Below are 23,658 nucleotides of genomic sequence, written 5' to 3'. Positions count from 1 at the left end.
GAGACGTGATCTAGCCTCCCTCCGGGAGGAGCTACCCTAACCCACGTCTCTACACAGTTTCGGTGATCAATCAATCAGTCAAAATTAATACAATTAACCACGAGCTAAGAGTGTAACTACTGATAAAACTCTTACTATGTAGGATAAAGCCGAGGGTGCATCTCACTTTTGCTATTTGACGCGGTGGTGCGTTACGGGACGGACTGTCCCAAAACTTGCTATGGCTTGCGTCTTGGTGAGCCCGTCCCTAACACACCCTACGCCACTTTTTTACAAATATGAGATGCACCCTAAAGCCGATACGCTCTTTTAGAGTAAGCTATCAGCTTACATATTACCTATCCCTGAACTGGTTCAACCAATTGGTCAAATCCACTTCGGTTTCAAAATCCAACAAGGCTTCCCCTAAATCCTCCAACTGGGAAAAGGATAATTGCTCAATTTGATGCTGTAATTGGGGATTGAGCTGACCTAGGCGACGGTTAAGTAGACGGATAATTAAATTAAGCTCATTGCGCTTGCCTTGTTCTAATCCTTGTTCTAATCCTTGTTCTAATCCTTGTTCTAATCCTTGTTCTAATCCTTGTCCTAATCCTTGTTCTAATCCTTGTTCTAATCCTTGTTTTAATCCTTGTTTTAATCCTTGTTCTAATCCTTGTTCTAATCCTTGTTCTAATCCTTGTTTTAATCCTTGTTCTAATCCTTGACGAATAATCCGTTGATAAACCACCGACTCTTGCATCATATCCTCCCGAAAATAGGCTTGAATTAACTGCTCATCAAATTTCACCCCAGCCAACAGTTGCACGCAAGCAGATAGGTTACGCTGCTGTTGTGTATCTTCAATCATATCGATTCTGGCTGCTACCTGGGAGAGTAATGTTTCTGGGACTTCAGCTTGTGCTAATACTGCCAAGGGTAGTAACCCTGGAGTTGTCAGTAACGGTTGTGGATCACATTCCCAAATCCGAATCACTCGGTAGTGGAAGGATAGGTTCGGCTCGGTAAATTGATTCACAAATACTCCCGCTAATCGGGTTGGTTTCAGAAAAATTATTACCTGGTTAATCTTACAGCGATACTGGCGATACAACCTCACCCAATAATCCAGCATCCGCAGGGGTAAAGGAGGTTCAGACTGGGGTAGGGTTTGAAATTCTAGATGCAAAATAGCATCAGCAACCCGCACCAAAAACAAGGCATCTGCCCGAATTGGTTCTGTACTTAATTCGGTGTTGAGAATTTCTATATCTTCTGGTGGTTCCTGGTTCCACAACCAACGGGTAAAGGCTTGGGGATATTGTTCCACCAAATATTTAAGGGTACTGTCGTAACTCATAACACATAATAAAAACGGTAAGTTACAGGTTACAGGTTAGTTTAAGTTACAGGTTAGTTTAGATTTAAATTGATAACGGGTTAATTGGATTTACTAATAGACCTTGTCTATAGTAATCTTGCTCACTTAGGCAAGTGCGATCGCATAAGCCTCTGAGCCTTGTGAATATCTAAATCTAAAATGCTTAACCAACATTCCGCCGGAACTCAGCAGGGGTGTGCCCGGTCCAACGCTTGAAGGCTCTCCGGAATGCACGATCTTCCGAGTAACCCAGCAAACACGATATGGCTTCGATACTGAGTCTAGGGTCACTGAGGAATTGTTGTGCGTTTGCTTGACGAGTTTGGTCTAACAGTTGCCGAACGGTGATACCATGGTCTTGGGTCAAGCGTTGCAAAGCACGAAGACTCATGTTCATCTGTCGTGCTAGGGCTTCTGCACCATATTCAGAACGTTCAGCATTGTGAGCGATCGCATCACGCACCCTAGATAGTTCCGGAGAATCACTAGAACCTGCTAACCGTTCTCGCACCAGGTCTAGATGGCTCTGGATATAACGAAACAGATCCGGATCAGGCTGTTTGGTGGGTAGGTCTAGAGCCCCTTGACGAAACACAAGGGCATTGTGGGATTTTTGAAAGCAGACTGGGGTACCAAAGAACTCTTCATACACCTGGATTGCTCCGAAGGGCAGGTGAGTGAAGTCCACGCGCAGAAGGATATCATCCGCTCCTAGAATTTCCCGCATATAGCGCAACCCCAAAGCTAGTCCCACTTCAGCAGCGCAACCCCCATCCTCGGCATCCATGGGATGATGCATTTGTAAAATCCCCTCTGAGCAGGACTCAATCAGGGCGATGTGCAGTTGATCCGATAGCACAGACCGATAGCGCACTAAGTTCTGCAACGCTTCTCTGAGATTTTCAGCATATCTAGCTCCATAGGCTAGTGTTCCAAAGTATGAGAAGGGAGTAGCACTGGCCATGTGGAGTGCGATCGCTTCCCCTGGGTAAGCCTTGGTCAGTAAGCGCCATACCGTTGGTACCAGATGTTGAGACAGATGGGCATCGGGATCGAGCAGATCGGTACGGGTTAGTCCTGTGGCGGCAGTGATCTGTTCCATGTCCACTCCCCGTGCCACTGCATAAGCTACGGTACTCGCCACCACGCTAGCTAGCATTTCGGGTTTGTGCAATCTGTCGTGAAATGTCCGATTTGGTGCGCCCATTGTCCTTATCACACCTCTGTTAAACGTGGCACTTTGGTTATAGAAAGCTAGTAAGCATTCAGTTAATAGCTGATAGCTGATAGCTGACGGCTGAATGCTGATAGCTGTTCGTGGGTGGAACAGGCTTCTAGCCTGTGAAACATAAGCTGACGGCTAAATGCTTACAAGTTCAAAACCATTATACTGCGCCATCAGCTGCATTATTGGTTTGCCATTTTTAAGGCATTTCATCACAGGGTTGCACCTTTAAATTTACTCAAGGAATTTTTCAGCAAAGCAAGATTAAAGGAGTAGAACAATGAGTGAATATAATGTAAACGATCGATTTGATGCCCAGGATCTCCTCAAGAAACCTGGTGAAGGAGAAAGGACAGCCACGGACATGATTATCATGGCTCGATCCAGAGACATGGGTGGTGATTTCTCAGTGATGCAGGGTGTTATCAATCCTGGTCACTTGCTGTCACCCCACAGCCACAAGTTTTGCGATCAACTGGTCTACGTGATCTCCAGTGAACTTGTCTTCGAGATTGGGGGTGCAGATGGACTAAGGTTTACAGCTCCTGCGGGAAGCTATGTCCAAAAACCACGGGGCATTGTCCATGCTTTCTGGAACTCCACGGATACACCAGCTCATTACATCGAGCTTTCAGGTCAGGAAACCTTTGAAGGATTCGTTGACTCCTTGAAGGGGGGCGATCGCAAAGGTGTGGCAAACGCAGAGCGGGACTGGGGCATGGTTTTTGCTCTCGACGAAATTCCACGGCTGATCAAGGATAACAACCTCACTGGCCTCGCCATGTCCGAGACTCCCGACTTACCCAATCTACCTAATCTTCCGGAACCAGTGGCAAAGCTGTTTAGCAATATGAAGTTGCGCTAGAAAAGTTTGTAAAAGTGGGGAGATGGAGAGATGGATAGGTTGTTGAGAATTTTAGGGATAGCGATCGCATCGGCTTATTTTGCTTCGATGTTAGCACTTAACAGTGCCACAGCCACCCTCCCTACACTGCCATCTCTCTCCCTTGCAACGGATTTTACTGGGCAAACAGCGTTGCTGAATCTTCCCATGAATAGGAGTAGAGTGGGCATCCTGCCCGCCGGAAATAAGCATGAAACTGGCAAGATGCCAGTTCCACCAAGATGCCCATTCCACCTCACTCTTCAAATCATTCCCGCCGGAAATAAGCATGAAACTGGCAAGATGCCAGTTCCACCAAGATGCCCATTCCACCTCACTCTTCAAATCATTCCATTATTAAGCAACACCATAATCTCAGCCCAAGCTCTGGAATCATCGAGCAATCAAATTGCCATACCGGTCAATGCTGAGATTGATGCTAAAACTCAAGTTTTGTTTGAGCAACTTTTTGAGGGATTTGGGGCATTCAATATCCTGATTATCTTTTTACTTACCGTCGGTCCACTCAAGCTAATTGTACCCTTTGTGAAGCTGACAGCTAATGCTGATCCGGCCTTGCGTCGCCAGCTTGCTTTACGGGGGTTTGGCATATCTACGTTAGTTATTTTTGCGGTAGCACTACTTTGCCAAAATGTTCTGAAATCCTGGCAAATTGACCTCTCAGCAATGCTAATCGCAACAGGTATTATCCTTTTTTTAGTGGCTCTGCGAACAGTATTATCCCAGTATAATCCCCCCACAACTAAGGATGCTACCCCTGTAAATCCTTCTCTGAAGTTAACGATTAATCCTTTAGTTTTTCCCAGTATTTTAACTCCCTATGGCATTGCTGTTGTGGTGACTATGAGCGCCATGTTCGGACGGATGGCAATTGCTCCGGGTTCTATGTTTTTGCTATTATTTGTGGTAATGGTACTCAACTTAGGGGTAATGTTGGTGGCTCATCCCCTTTTGAATCTCATCAAACCCGTGACTCTAAGAGTCCTTGGTTTTGTGTTTGGGGTGATGCAGGTGGCTTTGGGACTGGATATGATTTTGACGGGAGTGAAACTGGAAGCTATTGCACTGAAATTTCTTCTGGGCTTGTAAGATTATCTCCAGATAATTATCCTTAATAAAAATCTGCCCCATCAGGCCATTTATCCACACTATTACCACACCTCCTATCTCTTTACCTGCTCCCTAAAACCATAGCAATTTTTTAAATAACAGCCAGAACAATCATCCCCAATAAAGCCAAAGCTGATACAATGGTAGAAGCACCTTTCTTATCCCTAGATAAATCCTCCTGTTCTTCAATCGGTTCTTTGATTGTTTCCCAGCACGCCTCTCTAATGGTGGCACTCCAATCACTGCCCATTTCTGAAAACCAAAACACATTAGGATCACCTATAAATGGTTGACGGTTAATGGTTTGCTCTTCACGGTTGACGGAGATTGGGTGACGGTTAATGGTTGAGCCTTGACGGTTAATGGTTGAGGCTTGACGGTTGACGGAGATTGGGTGACGGTTATGGTAGTATTCGGACTGATATCGGTAAGTATCAACAATAATTTGTTTCGCCTGATCACCAGTAACGGTATTGTTTTTCTGTGACATCGATTAACACCCGATTCTAAAGGTTGACAAGGTAAGCATTCAGCAGCTAAGGCACTAGCTGCTGAATACTGAGTGCTAATAGCTGATTTCTAAGTATCTATAGACTTATCGGGGTAATCACCAATAGTTATGCAGAAAATTTTCAATACCAGTAAGCGGTCAGCGGTCAGTGGTCAGTGGTCAGCGGTCAGTGGTCAGTGGTCAGCGGTCAGTGGTCAGCGGTCAGTGGTCAGTGCTCAGCTGAATGCTTACTCCTAATCTTGCCTCTTGCCTCTTGCCTCTTGCCTCTTGCCTATCTTGACGCAATAGCATAAGCTTCAACCTCCAAGCGAACCATCTTGACATGAGTTAACCCTTGACTATCTATTGGATAACGCTCGATGTACCTATCCACAACAGTATTCAAAAATGTTTCTCTCAATTCCTGAGGAATTCTATTGGTATACGGAAACCACGTTGTTCTTAACCACCCTTTCAATCCTTCTTTGCCTTGATGCTGCATATCTTTAGGAATTAACTGCACACCTTCAGCTTTAAACCCATTTTCCGGTAACCATCTTTGATACTCTTCAATGCCATAAAGCGATGCAGCGCGGTCTTGGGGGTTTCCCCCATGAGCGACTGCATCAAGACAATGAATAAGGAAAGTTAAAGTCTATAAAATACTCTTTCCAGTCTGGAGCAGTGATAATTTCATCTATGATCAGTAGTAATTCCCTAGCATTACCTTTACCTCCCATCTGAAACAGTAATTTTCCGTGAGGTTTAAGGTGATTACGAACACTTTTTAAAACTGATCCATGGTCATTGATCCAATGTAAGACAGCATTAGAAAAGACGACATCAAAGCTATGGTTGAGGTTAATCGCTGTAGCATCCATAAGTTGAAACTCTAAATTAGGATACTCTACTGGGGGAAATGTCTTCCGAGCTAACTCAACCATAGTCTTGGATGAATCAATTCCTAAAACACTACCGTTTTTAATAATACTGGCAAATTCAGCAGTAATCTTTCCATCTCCACAACCAATATCCAGGAGTGTTTCGTTCCCCATTAGTGATAGCTTTTCAATTAGTTCCTTTGCCCAATTGAGCTGTGCTGAAGAATTCTTAGCATAATCATCAGCATTCCATTGATTGTGATTGGTCATATATAGAAATTATTATTTGGGTGAGGTACAGAATCCTGGGTTTTAGGGAACAGGGAACAGGGAACAGGGAACAGGGAACAGGGAAAGAGACGGAGGTGTGGGACCCGGGCGCAAGGCCCGGGCGCGGGGAGTTGAAAAAGTGATCTAGCGGTTTTTAGCCTAATGAGGTACACAAGATTTTTTACCTATTCCCTCTTCCCCTCCTGGGAGGGGTTAGGGGTGGGTTACTCTTCCCTGTTCCCAGATCCGCTGTTCCCTGTTCCCTAAAAGCAGAAACTCTGTACCTCACCAAATTTCAAACCGCTATACCTAAACCTATCGCCTCAAATCAACATAGCGAGTCAAAATCCGGATGATCTCACCCTCCACAGGAGAAGGAATCGGCGGGGTCCACGCAATGACTTCGGCAAAGCGAAGCACGTGCAATTGGTTAATCACACTCTCGACACCTTTGGGTACACCACAGGCGAGGAGACGGACTGGGGTTTTGCCCTGAGGCACATCATAGATTGGAGCTTTGATGAGCTCTGGGATCGAACGTGGGTTTACCATGTAAATATCACCTTGTTTTCTTGGTGGTGGAATAGCGATCGCACAGAGGTTGTCGAGCCATAGAGTGCGATCGCTTTGTGCTGGCGAGGGAATTGCCAATCACTGTAACTGCGTACTTTTATAGTATATCCTATCTTGGCAACTTTGTCAACACTTTGAGTTTAAAAAAAAATTATAGAAGTATTATTTTCAACAATTCATGCTGCGAGAGGTTACAATCAAACGTAACGAGCGTTTAGTATGGTAAGAGGTTAAACACTAAAGTGGTAATTCACTGGAAATTGGCAGTAGTAATGGCTGAGCGCAACATCAGCAACAAAGATCTAGCTGAGATAATTGGAAAGCATCCTAACTCCGTTTCCAGGCTAAAACGGCATCGCCGTCTACCTAGAATTGACGAAGACATACTCAACTCCCTGTGCAAAGCCCTCAAGTGCCAACCAGGGGACTTGATAGTCTATCAAGAGGATGAACAAGATCCCTAAAACGGGAAATTTACCGGTAATCGGAAATCGGAAATCGGAAATCGGTAACCGGTAATCGGTAATTTTCCCTGAGCCTTAGCCATCAGCGCGTTATGGATGGGCCCAAAATATAGGAGCCCTTAGCTGTCTGGTGAATCGTCTCTGCAATTTTTTTAGCCACCTTTTCACTAGTCCAGTAGCTGTCGTGAGCACTTCCACCATTTATTAATGCTAAAAATGTCGATTGTACCGGTTTAGCGACATTTTCTAATAATCCAGAACCGTACGTCAGTACATCTTCAAGTTTGATGACTTTGTCATACTCATCTACTAATTTTGGCAACACTCCTTCTAGGGGCCAAGCAATGGGATCCCCCGGATGTAAAAAGTTTTGCCAGGGTAACGCCACTCCTTGTTGAGTCAGAATTGCCAGTAACTCCTTTAATTTGGAACTAATATCATGGGTACTGCCATCTCTGGTTTTGCCAACAATATGGATCAGAGTAAATAGGGCAATCGGTGAACCCATGGTATGAACACTAGCCAGAGGAATGGCACTGTCAAGCTCAGATTCGATGCCCAAAATGCTTTTGCGAATCCCCTGAATACTCTCATGACCAGGTATAGTTGGGTCATCCCATCGACTAGCAAACAATACATCAAATAGGATAATCGTTCCCCAACTGTGAGTGACTAGGTGCAAACGGTCCTGATCTTGGTATCCCTCCAATCCCTGATAGGCTTGTTTACTCATCTGCTCAATAGCCAGAGAGCTAACATGTCTGCTGAGGTAGAGAGCCCCGTCTCCAACGAATTGTAAGATTTGCTTTTGACGGAAGTCTCTGAACCAGAACTCATTCCACACCTTCGATGCCTTCAATGCTCCTAGGAGTTCCTTCTCCTGCTCAATCACCACATTACCCCAGTACAGAGGGATCTTTTTGAGTTGAACAGATGACTCAACATTAGATTGAATCAGATCGAAAAGCTTGTCAGCGTATTCGGGTGTTTCTCGATCTTGGCGAGTATTAACACCATGTATAAACAAAATGTAGTCCGTAGCCACGGATCAGCCTCTCTTCTGTGGAATTTGATCGATGATTCCATCAGTTTATGCGATCGCGTACCCTACCCGACGGCTATCATCGATTTCTGGTACTGATCAACATCTAGTTATTGCCTATTTTAACATTTATAGCAAAGGGAGTAGGGAGTAGGGAGTAGGGAGTAGGAAATATGGCATCAACAATTATCAGAATTTGTAAGCATTCAGCTAATGCGTGTAGCCCATTAGCTTCCCCTGAGACTAAGAAGGTAGTTTTAAAATTTTACTATAATTATTTATTTAGGCTGTGCTTATCTAAATGGAATTATTGTTGATTATTTTTTTACAAATATCCGATGCACCCGAGAGAATTTATTTCTTATGTTTTAGATAAAAAAAACAGCAAATTTATTAGACTGATATTAATTCCTAATCAGGTAGTCTGGTAAAATAGTTTCGCTATCTATTTGTGCCAATTCAATCTGCTTTTGGGTCAGATTTTTAGCTCCTTGGAGGTTAGCCCCTCTTAAATCTGTACCCTCGAGATTAGCTCCTTCTAAATTTGCCTCTTGCAAGTTAGCTTTAATCAACGATGCCCGCTGTAAATTAGCATTCCAGAGGATTGCCTTCTCTAGCTTAGCTCTCCTGAGAAATGCCCCTTCTAGGTTAGCATCAAATAAGCAAGCGTCTGTCAAGTTAGCTTTTATCAAGTATGCTCCTTGGAGGTTAGCTTGATTACAGTCTGCCCCTTCTAGATTGGCTCCGATCACAGATGCTCCTTTTAGATTAGCCTGATTAAGACAAGCTCCTTGTAGTTTGGCTGCATTAAGGTATGCCTCTTGGAGGTTTGCTTCTGTTAAGTTTGCCCCCATCAGTGTGGCGTGACGTAAATCAATTTTTTCATCTTCGAGCTCTTTTGAGCTGTCGCGCCTGCCAATAACCGTCAGGGCTCCTTGAATATCAATGGGAAGTTTTTGGCCTTGTGCAATTTGATCAGGAATGGATAACTCATCTATTTGCTTTTGCTGCTCTACATGAATCTTCCACGGGGACTGATATCGCACAAACGTCGATAAAATTTCCATAATTTTCCAGTGGTCTTCGGCAGAAACCTTAGCAATTCGTTCTAGGGCATAAATTCCACCTAGCCGCAGGGCAATCTGATCAGAACTCAGCCACCCCAGGGCATTATTCAAGCATTGAATTATTTGCTTGTCTTCTGTACCGATAGGAGTCTTGACAGTTATACCAGTTTTGGATAGGTTCCATAACCCTTTGTTTAAGTAGTAAAGTTTAAGCAAAACTCCTAGTCCAATCGCCATTATTACAACAGCTATAAAAAACAAAAATTGGTTTTTTTGTTCTACTTTATTTACAAAAAAAAAGAGTTTATTGAGTTGGGATTTTTCAAGAAATCCATCAATAAAATTTATGGGAAAAACCACAAACCAATATAACGAAGCAATCCCTAAGTAGACTAAGCCACTATAAATAAAAAAAACAACCATTTTAAACCGTAAAGGGTGATTGTTGGGCGGGTTTACCTTCAGTTTCATCTCTTGTATTATCTTGACTGACTCAACTGGTAGAACTGATTAAATCATCATCTTGTGAATATTATGTGAATAAATCAAAAATTATAACCAACGAGCTATATCTATATACAGGGAGTCGGGAATCGGGAATCGGGAATCGGGAATCGGGAGTCGTCAGAAGCGGGAAATGGTAGGTGCGCTCTTACCATTAAGAATTAAATTCGCCACGGGTCGCACCTGAAGAATTTCCCCGGAAATACTTGTGTATTTTGATACATATGGGGAGATTTTTTTTCGGAAATACTTATGTATTTTGATACATATTTTGATGAATTTATACGTAGCGATGCAGCGCGGTCTTGGGGAGGCAGTGCGGTCTTGGGGAGGCAGCGCCTTCATGTGGGGGTTTCCCCGGAGACGAAACCTGATTACGTTGAGCCTTTATGGTTGGTAGGCTATGCAGAAAAGGGGTAAAACTTATTCATTAGCGTGATTTGCGCGGTCTTGGGGAGGCAGCGCGGTCTTGGGGGTCCCCCCCGGAGACGAAACCTTAGATAGGGTCGCCTTTATAGTTAGCAGGTTATGCAGAAAAGGGTTAAATATTTGTTAAGAAGGCGACCCTATCTTACGGTAACTTGGCCGTAGGCCACGCTTGGCCGTAGGCCACGCCAAAGGCGAACGCGAACAAACCATGAGCGACTGCCGTGGTTTCCCCCACTCGCGCTTTGCATGGCTGACAAGGCGAGCCTGTCTTACGGTAACTTCTAACCATGAGCGACTGCCGTTCCCCCAGCAACTGGCGTGGTTTCCCCCACTCGCGCTTTGCATGGCTGACAATAAAAGTACCTACTCGCCCCTTTGTAAAAAACCTACCCTTGTAAGCATCTCCCCATCTCCCCATCTCCCCATCTCCCCACACCTCCCACACCTCCCACACCTCCCACACCTCCCCATCTCCCGACACCTCGCACACCTCCCACACTTCCCTCTCTTTCCCTACTCCCTACTCCCTTGACTCATCAACGGAATACAATAGGATAAATCTTACGCCAAGCTAGGATATAACACACAGCAGTACATACCAACAACCAGATTAATTCTAAAAACCAGAACTCTGGTAACCCTAAGGGCCAACGTAACAAATCAACCATTGATGATAGGGGTAAAACACTAGCGACATAACCCAGTCCAGTGGGTAATGTATCCCTAGGGAAATAAGTACCACAGAGAGTAAACATTGGTATCACGAATAAGAAAATCGGCACATTAATCTGATCAACAGTACGCACCGTTCCGGCAGTCAATAGCCCAATAGCACCAAACAGCATACTCCCCAAAATAATTACAGGCAAAGAGATCAGCAATTGCCAGCCAGAGTAAAGTCCCCAGATCACCACTACTAATCCTGTGATGATACCAGTTATAGTTCCCTTTGTAGCTGCCCATAGCCACTCTCCCAGAAATACTTCCATGAAAGTCAACGGTGCTGTCAGCAGTGCATGCCAAGTTTTTTGAATACTCAAGCGGACAAAACTCCCATATGCTCCTTCAGAAAAGGACTGAAACAGTACCCCAATTCCGATCATTCCAGCAGCGATAAAGTTCAAATAAGAGGTGGGTTGACCATGGTAATAAACATCTCCCACTAGGGGAGTTAAACCATAGCCAAAGGCAATCAGATAGATCACCGGTTCAGAAAGTGGAAGTATACTATTAACTAGCCAAGTTCTTTGATACACTTTGGCATGACGATGCCAGACAGAGTAAATGCCCCAAAATGTTACAGAATTTCCTTTCATACCGAGTTGCATTCAAAGATAGTAGATTGGTTGGATAGGGAGATGGGGAGATGGGGAGATAGGGAAATTGGGAGATAGGGAAATTGGGAGATAGGGAGATTGGGAGATAGGGAGATTGGGGGAAGAGAAAGTTGTAGGTTTGACCGCAACTTGGTATCATTTGTTTTTTCAGATTTTACCCAATCACATCTCCCAATATAGGAGATGACAATTAGTCAAGCGGATGTTGATAGTAAACCTGTCTAACTTAATCAATCCAATGATGTTCCGGTCAGTCGTAAAAATACATCTTCCAAGTTGGTGGAGCGGCGGCTTAGACTAACAGATGGAATTGTATTTAGCTCTTGCCAGAGAGGTTGGGGATTGTCGATAGGTAATGCTATCAGGTAGTTACTACCAAAGGTGCGATACCAAGTTCCGTACTGAGTCGCTAATTGTTGCAGGATATCTTCGGAGATACCCTCAATCTCTACTAGCTCTTTACCAACAGTGCGCTCAATTAGCTGATCGGGGGTACCTTGGTCAATTACTTTACCCTGCTGAAGTAAGATTAAGCGATCGCATAATCGTTGTGCTTCATCCATATAGTGAGTAGTCAACAACACCCCACACCCCTGATGTTTCAGGTGAATCACCAGCTTCCAAAAATCCTGCCGTGCATCCGGGTCAAGTCCTGTGGTAGGCTCATCTAAGAACACGACTTGGGGATGATTAATCAAGGCTCGTGCCAATACCAAACGCCGCTTCAAGCCACCAGATAGCTCATCAATCCGCCGCTGAGCATAATCCTGTAGCCCCACCCGCTCCAGTAACTCCCCTGCTCGTTTCCGAGCTGACTTACCAGTGATCCGGTAGTGGTGGGCAAAGACAACCAAATTTTCAAATACAGTAAAGTCCGGGTCAAGATTATCCTCTTGAGTAACAATCCCCATGGAAAAACGAACCTTTTGCCCTTGAGAATGTACCTGATATTGACCCAACTGCACAAAGCCACGACTAGGAACAACTGCGCCGTAGAGCATTCCCACCGTAGTGGTTTTACCGGCACCATTCGGTCCAAGTAAACCCAAAATTTCCCCAGGATTCAGGGTAAAACTAACCCCACTAACGACAGTGCGATTGCCATAAGATTTCCACAAATCGTAAGCCGTCAGTGCTACTCGTTCCGTATCGATTTCAGATGTTGTAAGATACATAGCTAAGACAACACATGGGTTGCTCAATGTTGTTCGCGTTCGCCTTTGGCGTGGCCTACGGCCAAGCGTGGCCCATAGGCCAAGGTTAGGTGGTTGTTCGCGTAGCGTGGCCTTTTGGCCAAGGTTAGGTGGTTGTTCGCGTAGCGTGGCCTTTTGGCCAAGGTTAGCTGGTTGAACGCGATGGACTTCGTCCCGCTGAAGAGCGATCGCGTGGCCTATTGCCCAAGGTTAGCTCAGTGAAATACCTAAGGATAATGGGTAATGGGTAATGGCTCACGGAGCACTGACCCAACGTTCGTTGAGTATTACTTGAGTAAATTCATTAGCTTACCAACACCAAAGGAAAAGCTTTGCTTTCACTTGTACTACAAAAGTAGTATAACTAGAGGTTTTAATACTGTCAAAATTAATAAAGACACCAAAGATGGATAAGGCGGTAGAAATCAGGAACTAACGCCTGCAAAACAGGTAATTATCACGTCTTCTCTGTATTTATCGTTAATTTCAAACCTAACCAGTTAACCTATAAGTATTCAGCTATCAGCCATCAGCCATCAGCCATCAGCTATCAGCTATCAGCCATCAGCCTATGCGCTACGCGCACGCTGCGCGAACAGCCATCAGCCTATGCGCTACGCGCACGCTGCGCGAACAGCCATCAGCCATCAGCCAGCTAACCTTGGCCTATTGGCCATGCGTGCGTATTCAACCCATTAACCTCTGGGAGGGGTTAGGGGTGGGTTCCTGTTCCCAGATCCGCTGTTCCCAGATCCGCTGCTCCCAGATCCGCTGTTCCCTACTCCCTGCTCCCTGTTCCCAGATCCGCTGTTCCCTCTTCCCTGTAATAGATATGGGGGATGAATAGGGAACATTTGAGGACTATTTTCAGTCTGAAGCTTAAATCCAACAACTCTGGTACCTGCAATACCATCCCAAGAAGCCCTTAATCCTTTGTGGTAATGGTACTATACCAATAGTTTGGATTTACTCTATCATTTTAGGTAACCAATTCCCAAAGCTATAGTATGGTTTATTCTGGCACTCTTAATTCGGTCAGGCTCGGCTGTTTCGTTGCTCTTCCCGTGATGGCAGCTTTGGTAGTACTGCCACCAGCACAGGCACAAGGTGCTGATATCCAAGTAGAATCAGACATCACTGACCCCAGCAATACCGGGCCGTTGACTCAACAAGATAGCCTATTGAGTATGCCGGGGGGAGAGCGGATGATGCAAGAGGCGACTAACGCTATTGATGCAGGAAACTATAGCGTAGCTGCTAAAAAACTCCAAGAGGCACGTCAGATATTTAACCAGTTGTCTAACTTTTACCAACAGCTGGCTTCCAGTTTTTCCGGCATTGACAACCGAGTCTACGAGTCTCAACGGCAAAAAGCCCTGGAAACTGCTGAAAAGCGAGATGAAGCCACCTATCGCCTAGCCCTAGTCCATCGAGCCAATGACCAGCCAGAATTAGCTGTGCCCTTGTTAATTCAAATTATTCGGTCTCAAAATCCTACTAGGGAATTGGGAAAAAAATCCTACCAACAGCTGTTTGAGCTAGGATTCGTCGATTCTCCCTTTCCTAGAAATGGCAATAGCCAGCCCACCTCGTCCGCTGGTTCTAATAAAGGCAGTTAAATTGTAAGCGAACAGCGATTAGCGCTACGCGCACGCGTGCGCGTTCAGCTATCAGCTATCAGCCAATGGGCACACTACTTGAGGTGCTTTTGAATAAAACAAGAGGTAAGCATTGGTTTCATCTGAGTTACGGAAAGCTGAGCGCTGACCGCTGACCGCTGTTCGCTTACGTTGAATTTTAGTGTATTTTAGAAATTCCACTAGAAACTGGAACAGAACAAATGGAGCCGATTAGTACACAGCAAGTTGAAGAAAAGATTAAAGCATCGATACCGGATGCTCAGGTAAAGGTAGAAGATTTAGGGGGTGGTAACCATCTCCAAGCCACTGTTGTCTCCTCGGAGTTTGAAGGTAAATCCCTGGTAAAACAACATCAGCTGGTTTATGGTGCCCTAAGCCAAGAGTTGGCAACAGAGGCCATTCACGCCCTAGCTCTAAAAACCTATACCCCCGAAGCTTGGGCTGGCAAGGAGTAAACTGGTCTAAGTCATAATTGGAAGAGTCTAGGATTTCGCGCCCGCTAGACTAATATAATATCGACTATCAAAATAACTATCTAAATATTCCAGGAGTTTAAGACAACGATGACACCAGAACTGAAAGATAGAATAGATAAATTAACACAAGACCACAAAATTTTGGTATTCATGAAGGGCAGCAAACTAATGCCCCAGTGTGGATTTTCCAATAACGTTGTCCAAATTCTTAATACCCTAGGAGTTCCCTACGAAACTGTAGACGTACTAGAAGATTACGAGATTCGCCAGGGAATCAAAGAATATTCTAACTGGCCAACGATTCCTCAAGTTTACATTAAGGGAGAGTTTATCGGTGGCTCCGATGTGATGATTGAGATGTATCAAAATGGTGAATTGCAGCAGACCGTGGAAGTCGCCCTGGCATCCTAATCCTTGACTGCACCAAACTATTGATACAACTGAAGAATTGCAGAAAGCGATCGCATTAGGAAATGCGATCGCTTTTTTTAGGGCGTTGCTTAATAATGGAATGATTTTAAGAGTTTTCTGGAATGGACATGTTGGTGGAATGGGCATCTTGGGTGGAACTGGCATCTTGCCAGTTTCATGCTTGTGGAACTGGCATCTTGCCAGTTTCATGCTTATTGTGCATCTTGCCAGTTTCATGCTTATTGTGGAACTGGCATCTTGCCAGTTTCATGCTTATTTTCGAGCGGGCATCCTGCCCACTCTACTCCTATTCATTCAAAGACTGACGCAACGCCGAATTTTTTCCTATTCCCTATTCCCTAGTGCTCCAACCAAACCGCTAAATCCGTTACTGTCTCAAAATCCAACAACGCTTCACTCAATTCCTCCAATCGAGTAATGGATAATCCTTCAATCTGCTGTTGGAGCACAGGGTCAAGTAAACCTAACCTCAGGGTTAGCAAACGCATCACAACTAATAGGACTCCCTCCTGCTTGCCGCGCTGGACTCCCTTTTGGATAATATCTTGATAGGTGACTGATTCTTCCATAACTTCCTCCCTCAACAATCGACGCACTAAATTTTTGTCAAACCGTAAACCAGCCAGTACATCTACACAGGCCGCTAGGTTTCCCCGTAATGGTTTTTCTTCAATTTTATCCACTGCAGCAACGACTTGCTCCAACAATAGATTAGGCCGATTACTCCTGGCTAAAGTGGCCAAGGGTAACAAAGCTCGATTGGCCAACAGTGGTAATGGGTCTTGCTCCCACAAGGGAATTACTCGATAACGATGCCAGGTATTAATATCCCTAAACTCGTTATTGAATACCAGATCTGAGGTTGTAGACTTCAGGAAAATTACCACCTGTTCAATCGGACATCGGTATTTGCGATGTAATCTTACCCAGTAGTCCAACATCCGAAATGGTAGTGGTGGGTCAGATTGGGGCAGGGTTTGAAATTCTAGGTGCAGAATTTGGTTAGTACTTTGCAGTAGACTCAGAGCATCAGCTTGAATTGGTTCAGCACTTAATTCGGCTTTAAGTACCTGAATATCTCTAGGTTCTTCACCCAATAGCCAGTGAAAAAACTCCGATGGGTATTCTTCTGCTAGGTATTTACAGATGTTATCGTAGGCCAAGGAAAATTGTTCAAAGTTAATACTATCTCAGACACTGTATTAAATCTGAACCATAAAATTTATTGCACCTGGATCTTGTTTATTGATGCCAGTTATGATACCAGAGAAATTATGATTTTACAGAATACCTTTAGATAAGATCTAAATCAGAAGGGTGCATCTCATTAAAGCTGTTTGAGCCGGTGGGTGGAATGGGCATCTTGGTGGAATAGGCATCTTGCCTGTTCCCTGTTCCCTGTTCCCTGTTCCCTGTTCCCTGTTCCCTGTTCCCTGTTCCCTATTCCCTATTCCCTACTCCCTACTCCCTACTCCCTATTCCCTTTGCTATTAGCTGAATGAGAATCCTAGAGTTAGAGTCTACACTCAATCGTTATGAAGCTGCCCTGACCGCTGTTGAAAAAACTGACAATAAACCATCTCCTGAAACCATTCTCCGTCTCCTGATTGCTCGCAATCTTGTTCATGAAAAATTTGCTGATATTGCCCACATTTATAAAGATAAACTGATTAAACTGGTTGAGTTAGATAGCAGATTAAAAAAGCAAGCTGGTTTGATTACTCAGACTGTGCAATTAGCGGATTTGCGGACTAGCTTTCATCCCCCAAAAGACTACTGGTGGTGGTTTCTGGAAGCGCCTACTCATCCGCGAGACCGTTTCGACTGGCTTTGGAATGCACTGACAGTTACCTCTTTAACGGCATCGGTGAGTCTAGTGGTAGATATTTCCTCCCGTTTTTTGAGTACTAGTCTGGGTTTTATAGGTTCTTTTGCGGTGATTTCCCAGAGTACATTGACCTTGTTGACAGCTGGGGGAATTTTAACCAAAGCTGGTCGTAGAGGTATTGAAGAAATACTATCACGATTAAGGATTAAAAAATATCTTTGGGAAGAAGTTAAATTGGGACTATCGGGAGTACTTTTACTTTCGTTAATTGGCTTTCGAGGGTCTTTGCCCCTGATTTCGGGCTACTTTAATGAACAGGGTTTAAAGAATTATGAGGAAGAAGGAGACTGGTCAACTGCTCAGTCTGATTATGAACGAGCATTGAGTCTTAATCCAGATAATGCAGAGGCTCACTACAATTTTGGTCGTCTTTATGAAGCTTTACAGGAGTTGGATAAGGCGCGAACTCAGTATAGGTTAGCGGCACAGGGGGGCTTAGATGCTGCTTATAATGAATTGGGGCGGTTGTATATTCAAGACAAAAAATATTCCCAAGCGGTATCGTTACTTTTGACAGGATTAGATAATCTGGAAGAAAAGGATATTCAAAATAAACTACTTAAAACAGAGGATATTAAAACTAAAAATGAAACTCAATATGCTTTATTTAAAAACTTGGGCTGGGCTAGGTTGAAACAAGGAAACTATGCCGATGCTGAAGCTGACCTCATAAATGCTATTGAACTAGACAAAACCTTTGAACAAACTCCGGCGGCTGCTCACTGTTTATTAGCGCAAGTCATTGAAAACAAACCAGAAAAAGATCCAGATAATGCCTTGGCAGAATGGGAAATCTGTTTACGCTATAATGATAGACGTAACCCTGATGAGGATATCTGGTTTGGGATGGCTCGTGAACGTATAGATGCTCAAGTAGGTGTTAAAGATAAGACTAGTGAATCGACTAAGTAAGCTGATTTGCTCTGCCCCGATCTTGACCATAGTTATGATTATGTTGGGAAGCCTGGTGAGTAAGCCAGTACTGGCAGGGCATTGGATTGTCGAAACCACGGGTAAAGTTGACCTAAAACGGGAGGGATGGTCACGTTTTAATCCAGTGCCTAACTATAGCAAGATAAATCCAGGGGATCTGCTCAGACCAGTATCGGGGGTTAGGGTCAAGGTACTCTGTGAGAATGGTAACACTCGCTCTGTACCTGCTGGGGTAACAACTGGCATTAATGCACTCTGTCCACCACCGCCAATACGAAATGGTAGCAGGCCAATCGTCAGACCACGTCTGTTAAACCCCTATATTCCCTACATTATCAGTCCACGGGCAACTCTTATACTTACTGACAAGCCCACGCTACGCTGGCATGATGCCACCGATGCTAACAGTTTCACCGTTACGGTCAGAGGGCGAGGCTTGAATTGGACTCAGGAATTTAGTCGAGACGAGGTTTGTCAAAAGGGTATTTGTCAGGTTGTTTATCCAGGGAGACTAAAACCTGGAGTTAGTTATAAGTTGGTTGTCGAGGCTGATACGAATCGTACCTCTACAGAGGATAGCACTGGAGGACTGGGATTTAAGCGGATTAAGTCGGATCAAGCTAAAGAAATTCAGGTGATGGCTAGGCGAATTAAGTCACAGAATTTACCAAAGGAGTTCAAGGCGTTGGCACTAGCTGAACTCTATGCTGACTACGATTTAACGGCTGAGGCCATTGAAACCCTGGAAGGACAAGAAAACGATCAAAAAATAGTACCAATTTATCGCTTACTGGGTGATTTGTATCGACGGATAGGACTAGTTTTGGAAGCCGAGGGTCCTTATTCAAAGGCAGTCGAACTGGCAACAGCAACTGAGCATTGGGAAGAACTGGCAGCAGCAAAAGCTGGATTAGGGGAGGTTAAGTATGCTCGTGGGAATCGGGAAGAAGGCGTGAGTTTGTTAGAACAAGCGAAGGCAATCTATGAAAAGTTTGGGGACCGCGAACGGTTAGAGAAACTAGAAAAGCGACTGGAAGAGTTAAAGTAAGTTTCGCCCCCCTAGCCCCCCAACTTTGGGGGTAAATTGAGTTAAAGTAAGTTTCGCCCCCCTAGCCCCCCAACTTTAGGGGGAAATTGAGTTAAAGTCCCCCAGAATTGGGGGATTTAGGGGGCTTGCAACTAAAGGTAGTGAGGTCAATCCATCTGAAAACGGCTGTAAAGTAACATTTCAGAAACCCTACATTAAAATTCCTATTTGATTCAGTTCTCCTCTATTTAAAACTACTTAAAACTACCATCAAAACCAGTGCCACTTAAGTCTGTAATTTTTGTCATAGCAACGTTGCTAGGAATGGGGAGTTTTCCAGGGTTAGGACCTGAGACTAACCCCAGGTTTTGGGAAATTCCAGCACAATCTCTAACTGCTCCAGAGACTATACCCTTAATGAAGTCCTCTGGTCAAAGGATTGCCTTAGAGAGTACCACAGTTCGCGATCGCCTTAATAGTAACAGCGAGACTCTGAATGACAACAGTTACTACAATCGCCATACCTTTGAGGGGAAAGCAGGCGAGCAGATTACGATTGAACTAAACAGCGACGAGTTTGACCCTTACCTGATCCTCATTGACCCAGACGATAACCGAATTGCTAAGAATAACAACAGTGGTGAGGGAAAAAATGCCCGGATTACCGTTACTCTACCGACCACGGGGACTTATGTGATTTGGGCTAACTCCTACAATAAGCAAGAAACTGGTAACTATAGCCTGAGTTGGAGAGACGCTACGCCCTCAGACTTACTTCAGGCTAAAGCTGACCAACTGTTAAAGCAGGGAATTGAACAATATAATACCAGTCAATTTCAAGCTGCGCTCAAGTCCTGGCAAGAAGCCCTAGGCATTTATCGGGAACTGGAAAACCAGCAGGGGATAGCCAAGTCCCTAGGCAATCTGGGGGTTGCTTACCATAGCCTAGGGCAATACCGCAAAGCGATTGAGTTTCATCAGCAGTCCTTAAGCATTGAGAAGGAACTGGAAAACCGTAAGGGGGAAGCGGACTCCCTGAACAATCTGGGGCTTGCTTACCGTCACCTAGGGCAATACGGAAAAGCGATTGAGTTTTATCAGCAGTCTTTATCCATATTTCAGGAACTCGAAGACCGTCAGAGGGAAGCCAAGTCCCTAGACAATCTGGGGCTTGCTTACCGTCGCCTAGGGCAATACCGCAAAGCGATTGAGTTTCATCAGCAGTCTTTATCCATTAAGCGGGAACTGGAAGACCGGCAGGGGGAAGCCTACTCCCTGGGCAATCTCGGAATTGCTTACGATCAGCTAGGGCAATATCGAAAAGCCATTGAGTTTTATCAGCAGTCTTTATCCCTGGCGCGGGAACTGGAAGACCGTCAGTGGGAAGCAGCCTCCCTGGGCAATCTCGGGGTTGCTTATCGTAGCCTAGGGCAATACCGCAAAGCGATTGAGTTTCATCAGCAGTCTTTATCCCTGGCGCGGGAACTGGAAGACCGTCAGTGGGAAGCAGCCTCCCTCAACAATCTCGGGAGTGCTTACCTTATACTAGGGCAATACCGAAAAGCCATTGAGTTTTATCAGCAGTCTTTATCCCTGGCGCGGGAACTGGAAGACCGTCAGGGGCAAGCCAAGTCCCTCAACAATCTCGGGGTTGCTTACGGTAGTCTAGGGCAATACCGCAAAGCGATCAATTTTTACAAGCAAGCCATCAAGGTTAAAGAATCTATCCAAGGTGACATCAAAGTAGAAGAGTTTAAAACCTCTTATGCCAATCAACAGGTCAATACCTACGAAAATCTCATCAACCTACTGTGGAACCAAAAAGACTTTGAAACGGCCTTCAACTATGTCGAACGGGCAAGAGCCAAAGCCTTCCTCGACCAACTAGCTAATCAGAAGATAGACTTTCGTGCTGGGGCTGACTCCAAACTCCTGGAACGGGAACAAGACTTGAAAGCTGAAATCAATGCCCTCAGCCAGCAATTAATTACCCTCCGCAACCGTCCCAAAAACCAGTGGGATCACGAAACGATTGCCGAAACCGAAAACAAGCGAACTGCTCTGCGAAAAAACTACCAGAACTTGCTGGTTCAATTAAAAATCCAAAGCCCTGAAACCGCTAGCTTAAAAACTGTCGAGGTTGCTTCCCTCCCTCAAATCCAAGGCTGGCTGGATGCCGATACCACCCTAGTCGAGTACTTTGTCACGGATGAACGCACCCTAGCCTTCATTATCACCCGCAACAGCTTCCAAACTGTCCCCCTCAATGTCACTCGCCAACAACTCACCGAAGAACTGACACTTTTCCAAGACTTTGCTGACTTAGATCAACCCCATCCCCTAGAACTGAAAAACCTGCACGACTGGCTAATTGTACCCCTTCAGCCCCATCTCAACACCACCACCATCAGCATTGTTCCCCACGGTATCCTGCATTATCTCCCCTTTGCTGCCCTCACTGATGGCCAGCAGTACCTCAGTGACAACTACGCCCTATTGTCCCTCCCCAGTGCTAGCATCCTGCGCTACTTACCAGACAAGGGCAAATCAACCACAGGCAGTCTTCTCGCCCTGGGAGATCCCACCATTTTGGGACTCTCCCCCTTAACTCATGCTCAAAAAGAAGTAGAGACCATTGCCAACTTCTTCAAGACCAAAGCCCTGGTGGGGAAAGTCGCTACCGAAAGCGCTCTCCGGTCTAGGGCTACACAATCGGGAATTGTACACCTAGCAGTTCATGGGGAGTACAACCTTCGTAACCCTCTATTCAGCGCCATCCGTCTACTAGAAGATACCCAGCACGACGGTTCCTTAGAAGTTCATGAAGTCTACGGGTTGGATTTAACCAGTACCACGAATTTAGTTGTGCTCAGCGCCTGCCAGACCAAAATCGGTGAATTGAGCTGGGGTGATGAAGTAGTAGGATTAAACCGTGCTTTCTTGTATGCCGGAACCCCCACTATCATCGCAAGTCTCTGGAATGTGGATGATGCTGCGACAGGACTGTTAATGAAGCAATTTTACAGCCATTGGCAAGGGGGAATGAACAAAGCGGAGGCATTACAGCAAGCCCAGAAAGATTTACGGGAAACATATCCCCATCCTTATTTTTGGGCAGCATTTTCGTTGACAGGGGATGCTGGGAGTAGGGAGTAGGGAGCACAGAAGAAATAAAAGGCTGCATATCATAATTCTTTCTTACAAATATGAGAGGATATCTGAAAAGTTTTTTTATACTGGATTTTGCCCCCCTAGCCCCCCAACTTTGGGGGGAAAAAGAGTCAATTTTATTCTAAAAGTCCCCCAAAATTGGGGGATTTAGGGGGCTTGGATGTAGCAAATGAGACTTCTCAGACAACCTCTGATATTCACCCGCATTGGCTGGATATCAGTTAATTGTGGCTCGAAACCCCTATAATCTCTTAGAACTGACTCGTAATATAGTTAATTTGTTGATAATGGCGCAGTTTTTTTATCAATAAACTTAGGTTTATTGATTCTTGTGCTTACCCTGAATATTACTAACAGATTACAAAATTTGTGCTAGTCTAAAAAAAATAGAGGCCAACAGCTTGCTGCTCAATAATTATGCCAACCTAAAGTAAACAAATTAGTTCACTAATTTAATGATGATCAATAATCATGACAATGTCATGGAAATAGTGTCATAGCCAGAATAAATTAAGCAGCAATGTTGGGTTAATGATAATGGTCGTGCTTAGATCAGTTTCCAAGCAGCTGCCGAACTTTTAAATGTTAATCATGTAGTTTTACTAAGGTGAGTGGAGGTCAAAATGCCAGCACCAATCTCAGTCGTAGCAACTACAGTAATAGCTGTAGTTGCGTCTAAAGAAAGGCCAAAAAAAACAGAAGATAATCCTAATGAAAGAGACCCGGTTCAGCCTATTTTAAAAGACAATGAAGAAAAAGAAAAAATCACTGAATCAGAAGTTAATAGGGAGGATATAGAAAAAGTTCAAGTAGTATTAGATGAACTGGAATTAACCTACGAAGAACTATTAAGCCTAGATGATGAAGAAGAAATATCTAATGCAGTCCGATTGAAATTCGATGAACTAGATTCTGGGAAGCAAAACCAATTAATAGAAGATTTCAGAGATTATATAGATAAAATCGATTTTTAGTTAATCATTAACAGTTCAACTTAACAATGTTTGATAAACAATGGAATACATAGGTGCGTAGGGTGGCTTAGGGGCGGGCTTGTTCTTATTTTTCCCCTCGTAGCCAGGGTTAGGTTGCTGCCCGTAACGCATAACCAAAAGGCTGGATCGATCAAAACAGCGATCGCACCTGGATCTTGTATATGGAGTCAAGTTATGATACCCGAGCACTTCTGATTTAGATAAAATCTAAAAAAGACCTGATTAGATCAGGTCTTATCAAAATGAT

Annotated in this window: 28 protein-coding genes; 15 read left to right on the top strand and 13 right to left on the bottom strand. The window is 44.5% G+C overall.

The genetic code is table 11. The features are described 5' to 3' along the window. Nucleotides 1-334: 334 nt before the first annotated feature. Both BJP34_RS21740 and BJP34_RS21735 read right to left on the bottom strand, forming a co-directional pair. On the bottom strand, nucleotides 335-1,339 hold the full coding sequence (locus BJP34_RS21740; protein WP_070394146.1) for a DUF4351 domain-containing protein: 1,005 nt from the start codon (nucleotides 1,337-1,339) through the stop codon (nucleotides 335-337). 184 nt (nucleotides 1,340-1,523) lie between these two features. Next, nucleotides 1,524-2,567, bottom strand: a complete 1,044-nt coding sequence (locus BJP34_RS21735) for an AraC family transcriptional regulator (protein WP_070394145.1) — start codon at nucleotides 2,565-2,567, stop codon at nucleotides 1,524-1,526. Nucleotides 2,568-2,865: 298 nt separating this feature from the next. Here BJP34_RS21735 and BJP34_RS21730 point away from each other — a divergent pair, with 298 nt between their 5' ends. Together BJP34_RS21730 and BJP34_RS21725 are read left to right on the top strand one after the other, a co-directional pair. Next, complete coding sequence (locus BJP34_RS21730; protein ID WP_070394144.1) at nucleotides 2,866-3,450, top strand: cupin domain-containing protein; 585 nt, start codon at nucleotides 2,866-2,868, stop codon at nucleotides 3,448-3,450. 30 nt (nucleotides 3,451-3,480) lie between these two features. After that, nucleotides 3,481-4,578 (top strand): MarC family protein, encoded by a 1,098-nt coding sequence (locus BJP34_RS21725; RefSeq protein WP_070394143.1) that lies wholly within the window; start codon nucleotides 3,481-3,483, stop codon nucleotides 4,576-4,578. Between the two features lie 112 nt (nucleotides 4,579-4,690). Here BJP34_RS21725 and BJP34_RS21720 read toward each other — a convergent pair whose 3' ends face one another. Next, the gene (locus BJP34_RS21720; RefSeq protein ID WP_070394142.1) at nucleotides 4,691-5,089 is read right to left on the bottom strand and encodes a hypothetical protein; all 399 of its coding nucleotides are present in this window, start codon (nucleotides 5,087-5,089) and stop codon (nucleotides 4,691-4,693) included. Between the two features lie 129 nt (nucleotides 5,090-5,218). Between BJP34_RS21720 and BJP34_RS49230 the strand changes: the two genes are divergently transcribed. Beyond that, nucleotides 5,219-5,347 carry a hypothetical protein gene (locus BJP34_RS49230; protein WP_267876335.1) on the top strand — a complete coding sequence of 43 codons (129 nt, stop codon included), beginning with the start codon at nucleotides 5,219-5,221 and terminating at the stop codon, nucleotides 5,345-5,347. Nucleotides 5,348-5,381: 34 nt separating this feature from the next. Here BJP34_RS49230 and BJP34_RS46615 read toward each other — a convergent pair whose 3' ends face one another. The 3 genes from BJP34_RS46615 to BJP34_RS21710 form a co-directional block, all read right to left on the bottom strand. Beyond that, entirely contained in the window at nucleotides 5,382-5,612 is a 231-nt protein-coding gene (locus BJP34_RS46615) for a hypothetical protein (RefSeq protein ID WP_202972004.1), read from the bottom strand. Nucleotides 5,613-5,715: 103 nt separating this feature from the next. Beyond that, nucleotides 5,716-6,240: a class I SAM-dependent methyltransferase gene (locus tag BJP34_RS46610; RefSeq protein WP_202972003.1), complete on the bottom strand. Its 525-nt coding sequence runs from the start codon at nucleotides 6,238-6,240 to the stop codon at nucleotides 5,716-5,718. Between the two features lie 315 nt (nucleotides 6,241-6,555). Continuing rightward, entirely contained in the window at nucleotides 6,556-6,891 is a 336-nt protein-coding gene (locus tag BJP34_RS21710; protein WP_229423961.1) for a hypothetical protein, read from the bottom strand. 164 nt (nucleotides 6,892-7,055) lie between these two features. Here BJP34_RS21710 and BJP34_RS21705 point away from each other — a divergent pair, with 164 nt between their 5' ends. Beyond that, on the top strand, nucleotides 7,056-7,277 hold the full coding sequence (locus BJP34_RS21705; RefSeq protein ID WP_008188939.1) for a helix-turn-helix domain-containing protein: 222 nt from the start codon (nucleotides 7,056-7,058) through the stop codon (nucleotides 7,275-7,277). An 82-nt stretch (nucleotides 7,278-7,359) separates the two neighbouring features. On the opposite strand, the gene BJP34_RS21700 is transcribed toward BJP34_RS21705, so the two are convergent. Next, complete coding sequence (locus BJP34_RS21700; protein WP_070394140.1) at nucleotides 7,360-8,322, bottom strand: hypothetical protein; 963 nt, start codon at nucleotides 8,320-8,322, stop codon at nucleotides 7,360-7,362. Nucleotides 8,323-8,723: 401 nt separating this feature from the next. Then, nucleotides 8,724-9,623 (bottom strand): pentapeptide repeat-containing protein, encoded by a 900-nt coding sequence (locus BJP34_RS21695; protein WP_158517377.1) that lies wholly within the window; start codon nucleotides 9,621-9,623, stop codon nucleotides 8,724-8,726. Nucleotides 9,624-10,142: 519 nt separating this feature from the next. On the opposite strand from BJP34_RS21695, the gene BJP34_RS44045 reads away from it, so the two are divergent. Next, nucleotides 10,143-10,310 (top strand): hypothetical protein, encoded by a 168-nt coding sequence (locus tag BJP34_RS44045; RefSeq protein WP_158517376.1) that lies wholly within the window; start codon nucleotides 10,143-10,145, stop codon nucleotides 10,308-10,310. Between the two features lie 151 nt (nucleotides 10,311-10,461). On the opposite strand, the gene BJP34_RS21690 is transcribed toward BJP34_RS44045, so the two are convergent. The 4 genes from BJP34_RS21690 to BJP34_RS44040 form a co-directional block, all read right to left on the bottom strand. Further along, entirely contained in the window at nucleotides 10,462-10,737 is a 276-nt protein-coding gene (locus tag BJP34_RS21690) for a hypothetical protein (protein WP_168166479.1), read from the bottom strand. A 118-nt stretch (nucleotides 10,738-10,855) separates the two neighbouring features. Then, entirely contained in the window at nucleotides 10,856-11,647 is a 792-nt protein-coding gene (locus BJP34_RS21685) for an ABC transporter permease (RefSeq protein ID WP_229423960.1), read from the bottom strand. Nucleotides 11,648-11,886: 239 nt separating this feature from the next. After that, the gene (locus BJP34_RS21680) at nucleotides 11,887-12,831 is read right to left on the bottom strand and encodes an ABC transporter ATP-binding protein (protein WP_070394137.1); all 945 of its coding nucleotides are present in this window, start codon (nucleotides 12,829-12,831) and stop codon (nucleotides 11,887-11,889) included. A 23-nt stretch (nucleotides 12,832-12,854) separates the two neighbouring features. Continuing rightward, nucleotides 12,855-12,992 (bottom strand): hypothetical protein, encoded by a 138-nt coding sequence (locus tag BJP34_RS44040; protein WP_158517375.1) that lies wholly within the window; start codon nucleotides 12,990-12,992, stop codon nucleotides 12,855-12,857. Between the two features lie 428 nt (nucleotides 12,993-13,420). On the opposite strand from BJP34_RS44040, the gene BJP34_RS44035 reads away from it, so the two are divergent. The 5 genes from BJP34_RS44035 (at nucleotide 13,421) to BJP34_RS40530 (ending at nucleotide 15,702) form a co-directional block, all read left to right on the top strand. Next, nucleotides 13,421-13,696, top strand: coding sequence for a hypothetical protein (locus BJP34_RS44035; RefSeq protein ID WP_158517374.1), 276 nt, complete (start codon nucleotides 13,421-13,423; stop codon nucleotides 13,694-13,696). 160 nt (nucleotides 13,697-13,856) lie between these two features. Then, entirely contained in the window at nucleotides 13,857-14,468 is a 612-nt protein-coding gene (locus BJP34_RS21675; RefSeq protein ID WP_070394136.1) for a hypothetical protein, read from the top strand. Between the two features lie 221 nt (nucleotides 14,469-14,689). Continuing rightward, nucleotides 14,690-14,944, top strand: coding sequence for a BolA family protein (locus tag BJP34_RS21670; protein WP_070394135.1), 255 nt, complete (start codon nucleotides 14,690-14,692; stop codon nucleotides 14,942-14,944). Nucleotides 14,945-15,052: 108 nt separating this feature from the next. Next, entirely contained in the window at nucleotides 15,053-15,376 is a 324-nt protein-coding gene (grxD, locus tag BJP34_RS21665; protein WP_070394134.1) for a Grx4 family monothiol glutaredoxin, read from the top strand. Between the two features lie 122 nt (nucleotides 15,377-15,498). Then, complete coding sequence (locus BJP34_RS40530; RefSeq protein WP_149031105.1) at nucleotides 15,499-15,702, top strand: hypothetical protein; 204 nt, start codon at nucleotides 15,499-15,501, stop codon at nucleotides 15,700-15,702. Between the two features lie 33 nt (nucleotides 15,703-15,735). On the opposite strand, the gene BJP34_RS21660 is transcribed toward BJP34_RS40530, so the two are convergent. Continuing rightward, the gene (locus BJP34_RS21660; protein ID WP_070394133.1) at nucleotides 15,736-16,560 is read right to left on the bottom strand and encodes a DUF4351 domain-containing protein; all 825 of its coding nucleotides are present in this window, start codon (nucleotides 16,558-16,560) and stop codon (nucleotides 15,736-15,738) included. A gap of 174 nt (nucleotides 16,561-16,734) precedes the next feature. Between BJP34_RS21660 and BJP34_RS44030 the strand changes: the two genes are divergently transcribed. The 5 genes from BJP34_RS44030 to BJP34_RS21640 all read left to right on the top strand — a co-directional run bounded on the left by BJP34_RS44030 (nucleotide 16,735) and on the right by BJP34_RS21640 (nucleotide 23,390). After that, nucleotides 16,735-16,899 carry a hypothetical protein gene (locus BJP34_RS44030; protein WP_158517373.1) on the top strand — a complete coding sequence of 55 codons (165 nt, stop codon included), beginning with the start codon at nucleotides 16,735-16,737 and terminating at the stop codon, nucleotides 16,897-16,899. After that, a complete protein-coding gene (locus BJP34_RS21655; protein ID WP_070394132.1) occupies nucleotides 16,896-18,197 on the top strand; it encodes a tetratricopeptide repeat protein in 1,302 nt (433 codons plus the stop codon). Before BJP34_RS44030 ends, BJP34_RS21655 begins: the two co-directional genes overlap by 4 nt. A 34-nt stretch (nucleotides 18,198-18,231) precedes the next feature. Then, nucleotides 18,232-19,266: a tetratricopeptide repeat protein gene (locus tag BJP34_RS21650; protein WP_070394131.1), complete on the top strand. Its 1,035-nt coding sequence runs from the start codon at nucleotides 18,232-18,234 to the stop codon at nucleotides 19,264-19,266. Nucleotides 19,267-19,524: 258 nt separating this feature from the next. After that, entirely contained in the window at nucleotides 19,525-22,401 is a 2,877-nt protein-coding gene (locus BJP34_RS21645) for a CHAT domain-containing protein (protein ID WP_229423959.1), read from the top strand. 638 nt (nucleotides 22,402-23,039) lie between these two features. Further along, nucleotides 23,040-23,390 carry a hypothetical protein gene (locus BJP34_RS21640; protein WP_070394129.1) on the top strand — a complete coding sequence of 117 codons (351 nt, stop codon included), beginning with the start codon at nucleotides 23,040-23,042 and terminating at the stop codon, nucleotides 23,388-23,390. Nucleotides 23,391-23,658: the final 268 nt, after the last annotated feature.

The sequence above is a fragment of the Moorena producens PAL-8-15-08-1 genome, from assembly GCF_001767235.1.
In the GTDB taxonomy this organism is placed as follows: domain Bacteria; phylum Cyanobacteriota; class Cyanobacteriia; order Cyanobacteriales; family Coleofasciculaceae; genus Moorena; species Moorena producens_A.
Note: the sequence above shows the minus strand (reverse complement) of the source record. Positions and strands in the feature narration are given on the sequence as shown.

What these genes read in the sequence shown, in the direction of transcription:
- BJP34_RS21670 (WP_070394135.1), top strand. Translation starts at nt 14,690, where the DNA reads ATGGAGCCGATTAGTACACAGCAAGTTGAAGAAAAGATTAAAGCATCG.
- BJP34_RS21655 (WP_070394132.1), top strand. Translation starts at nt 16,896, where the DNA reads ATGAGAATCCTAGAGTTAGAGTCTACACTCAATCGTTATGAAGCTGCC.
- BJP34_RS21730 (WP_070394144.1), top strand. Translation starts at nt 2,866, where the DNA reads ATGAGTGAATATAATGTAAACGATCGATTTGATGCCCAGGATCTCCTC.
- BJP34_RS21680 (WP_070394137.1), bottom strand. Translation starts at nt 12,831, where the DNA reads ATGTATCTTACAACATCTGAAATCGATACGGAACGAGTAGCACTGACG.
- grxD (WP_070394134.1), top strand. Translation starts at nt 15,053, where the DNA reads ATGACACCAGAACTGAAAGATAGAATAGATAAATTAACACAAGACCAC.
- BJP34_RS21675 (WP_070394136.1), top strand. Translation starts at nt 13,857, where the DNA reads ATGGTTTATTCTGGCACTCTTAATTCGGTCAGGCTCGGCTGTTTCGTT.
- BJP34_RS21725 (WP_070394143.1), top strand. Translation starts at nt 3,481, where the DNA reads ATGGATAGGTTGTTGAGAATTTTAGGGATAGCGATCGCATCGGCTTAT.
- BJP34_RS21735 (WP_070394145.1), bottom strand. Translation starts at nt 2,567, where the DNA reads ATGGGCGCACCAAATCGGACATTTCACGACAGATTGCACAAACCCGAA.
- BJP34_RS21740 (WP_070394146.1), bottom strand. Translation starts at nt 1,339, where the DNA reads ATGAGTTACGACAGTACCCTTAAATATTTGGTGGAACAATATCCCCAA.
- BJP34_RS49230 (WP_267876335.1), top strand. Translation starts at nt 5,219, where the DNA reads ATGCAGAAAATTTTCAATACCAGTAAGCGGTCAGCGGTCAGTGGTCAG.
- BJP34_RS21640 (WP_070394129.1), top strand. Translation starts at nt 23,040, where the DNA reads ATGCCAGCACCAATCTCAGTCGTAGCAACTACAGTAATAGCTGTAGTT.
- BJP34_RS44045 (WP_158517376.1), top strand. Translation starts at nt 10,143, where the DNA reads ATGTATTTTGATACATATTTTGATGAATTTATACGTAGCGATGCAGCG.
- BJP34_RS21720 (WP_070394142.1), bottom strand. Translation starts at nt 5,089, where the DNA reads ATGTCACAGAAAAACAATACCGTTACTGGTGATCAGGCGAAACAAATT.
- BJP34_RS21685 (WP_229423960.1), bottom strand. Translation starts at nt 11,647, where the DNA reads ATGCAACTCGGTATGAAAGGAAATTCTGTAACATTTTGGGGCATTTAC.
- BJP34_RS44035 (WP_158517374.1), top strand. Translation starts at nt 13,421, where the DNA reads ATGCGCTACGCGCACGCTGCGCGAACAGCCATCAGCCTATGCGCTACG.
- BJP34_RS21695 (WP_158517377.1), bottom strand. Translation starts at nt 9,623, where the DNA reads ATGGCGATTGGACTAGGAGTTTTGCTTAAACTTTACTACTTAAACAAA.
- BJP34_RS21690 (WP_168166479.1), bottom strand. Translation starts at nt 10,737, where the DNA reads ATGGGGAGATGGGGAGATGCTTACAAGGGTAGGTTTTTTACAAAGGGG.
- BJP34_RS21650 (WP_070394131.1), top strand. Translation starts at nt 18,232, where the DNA reads ATGATTATGTTGGGAAGCCTGGTGAGTAAGCCAGTACTGGCAGGGCAT.
- BJP34_RS46610 (WP_202972003.1), bottom strand. Translation starts at nt 6,240, where the DNA reads ATGACCAATCACAATCAATGGAATGCTGATGATTATGCTAAGAATTCT.
- BJP34_RS40530 (WP_149031105.1), top strand. Translation starts at nt 15,499, where the DNA reads ATGGACATGTTGGTGGAATGGGCATCTTGGGTGGAACTGGCATCTTGC.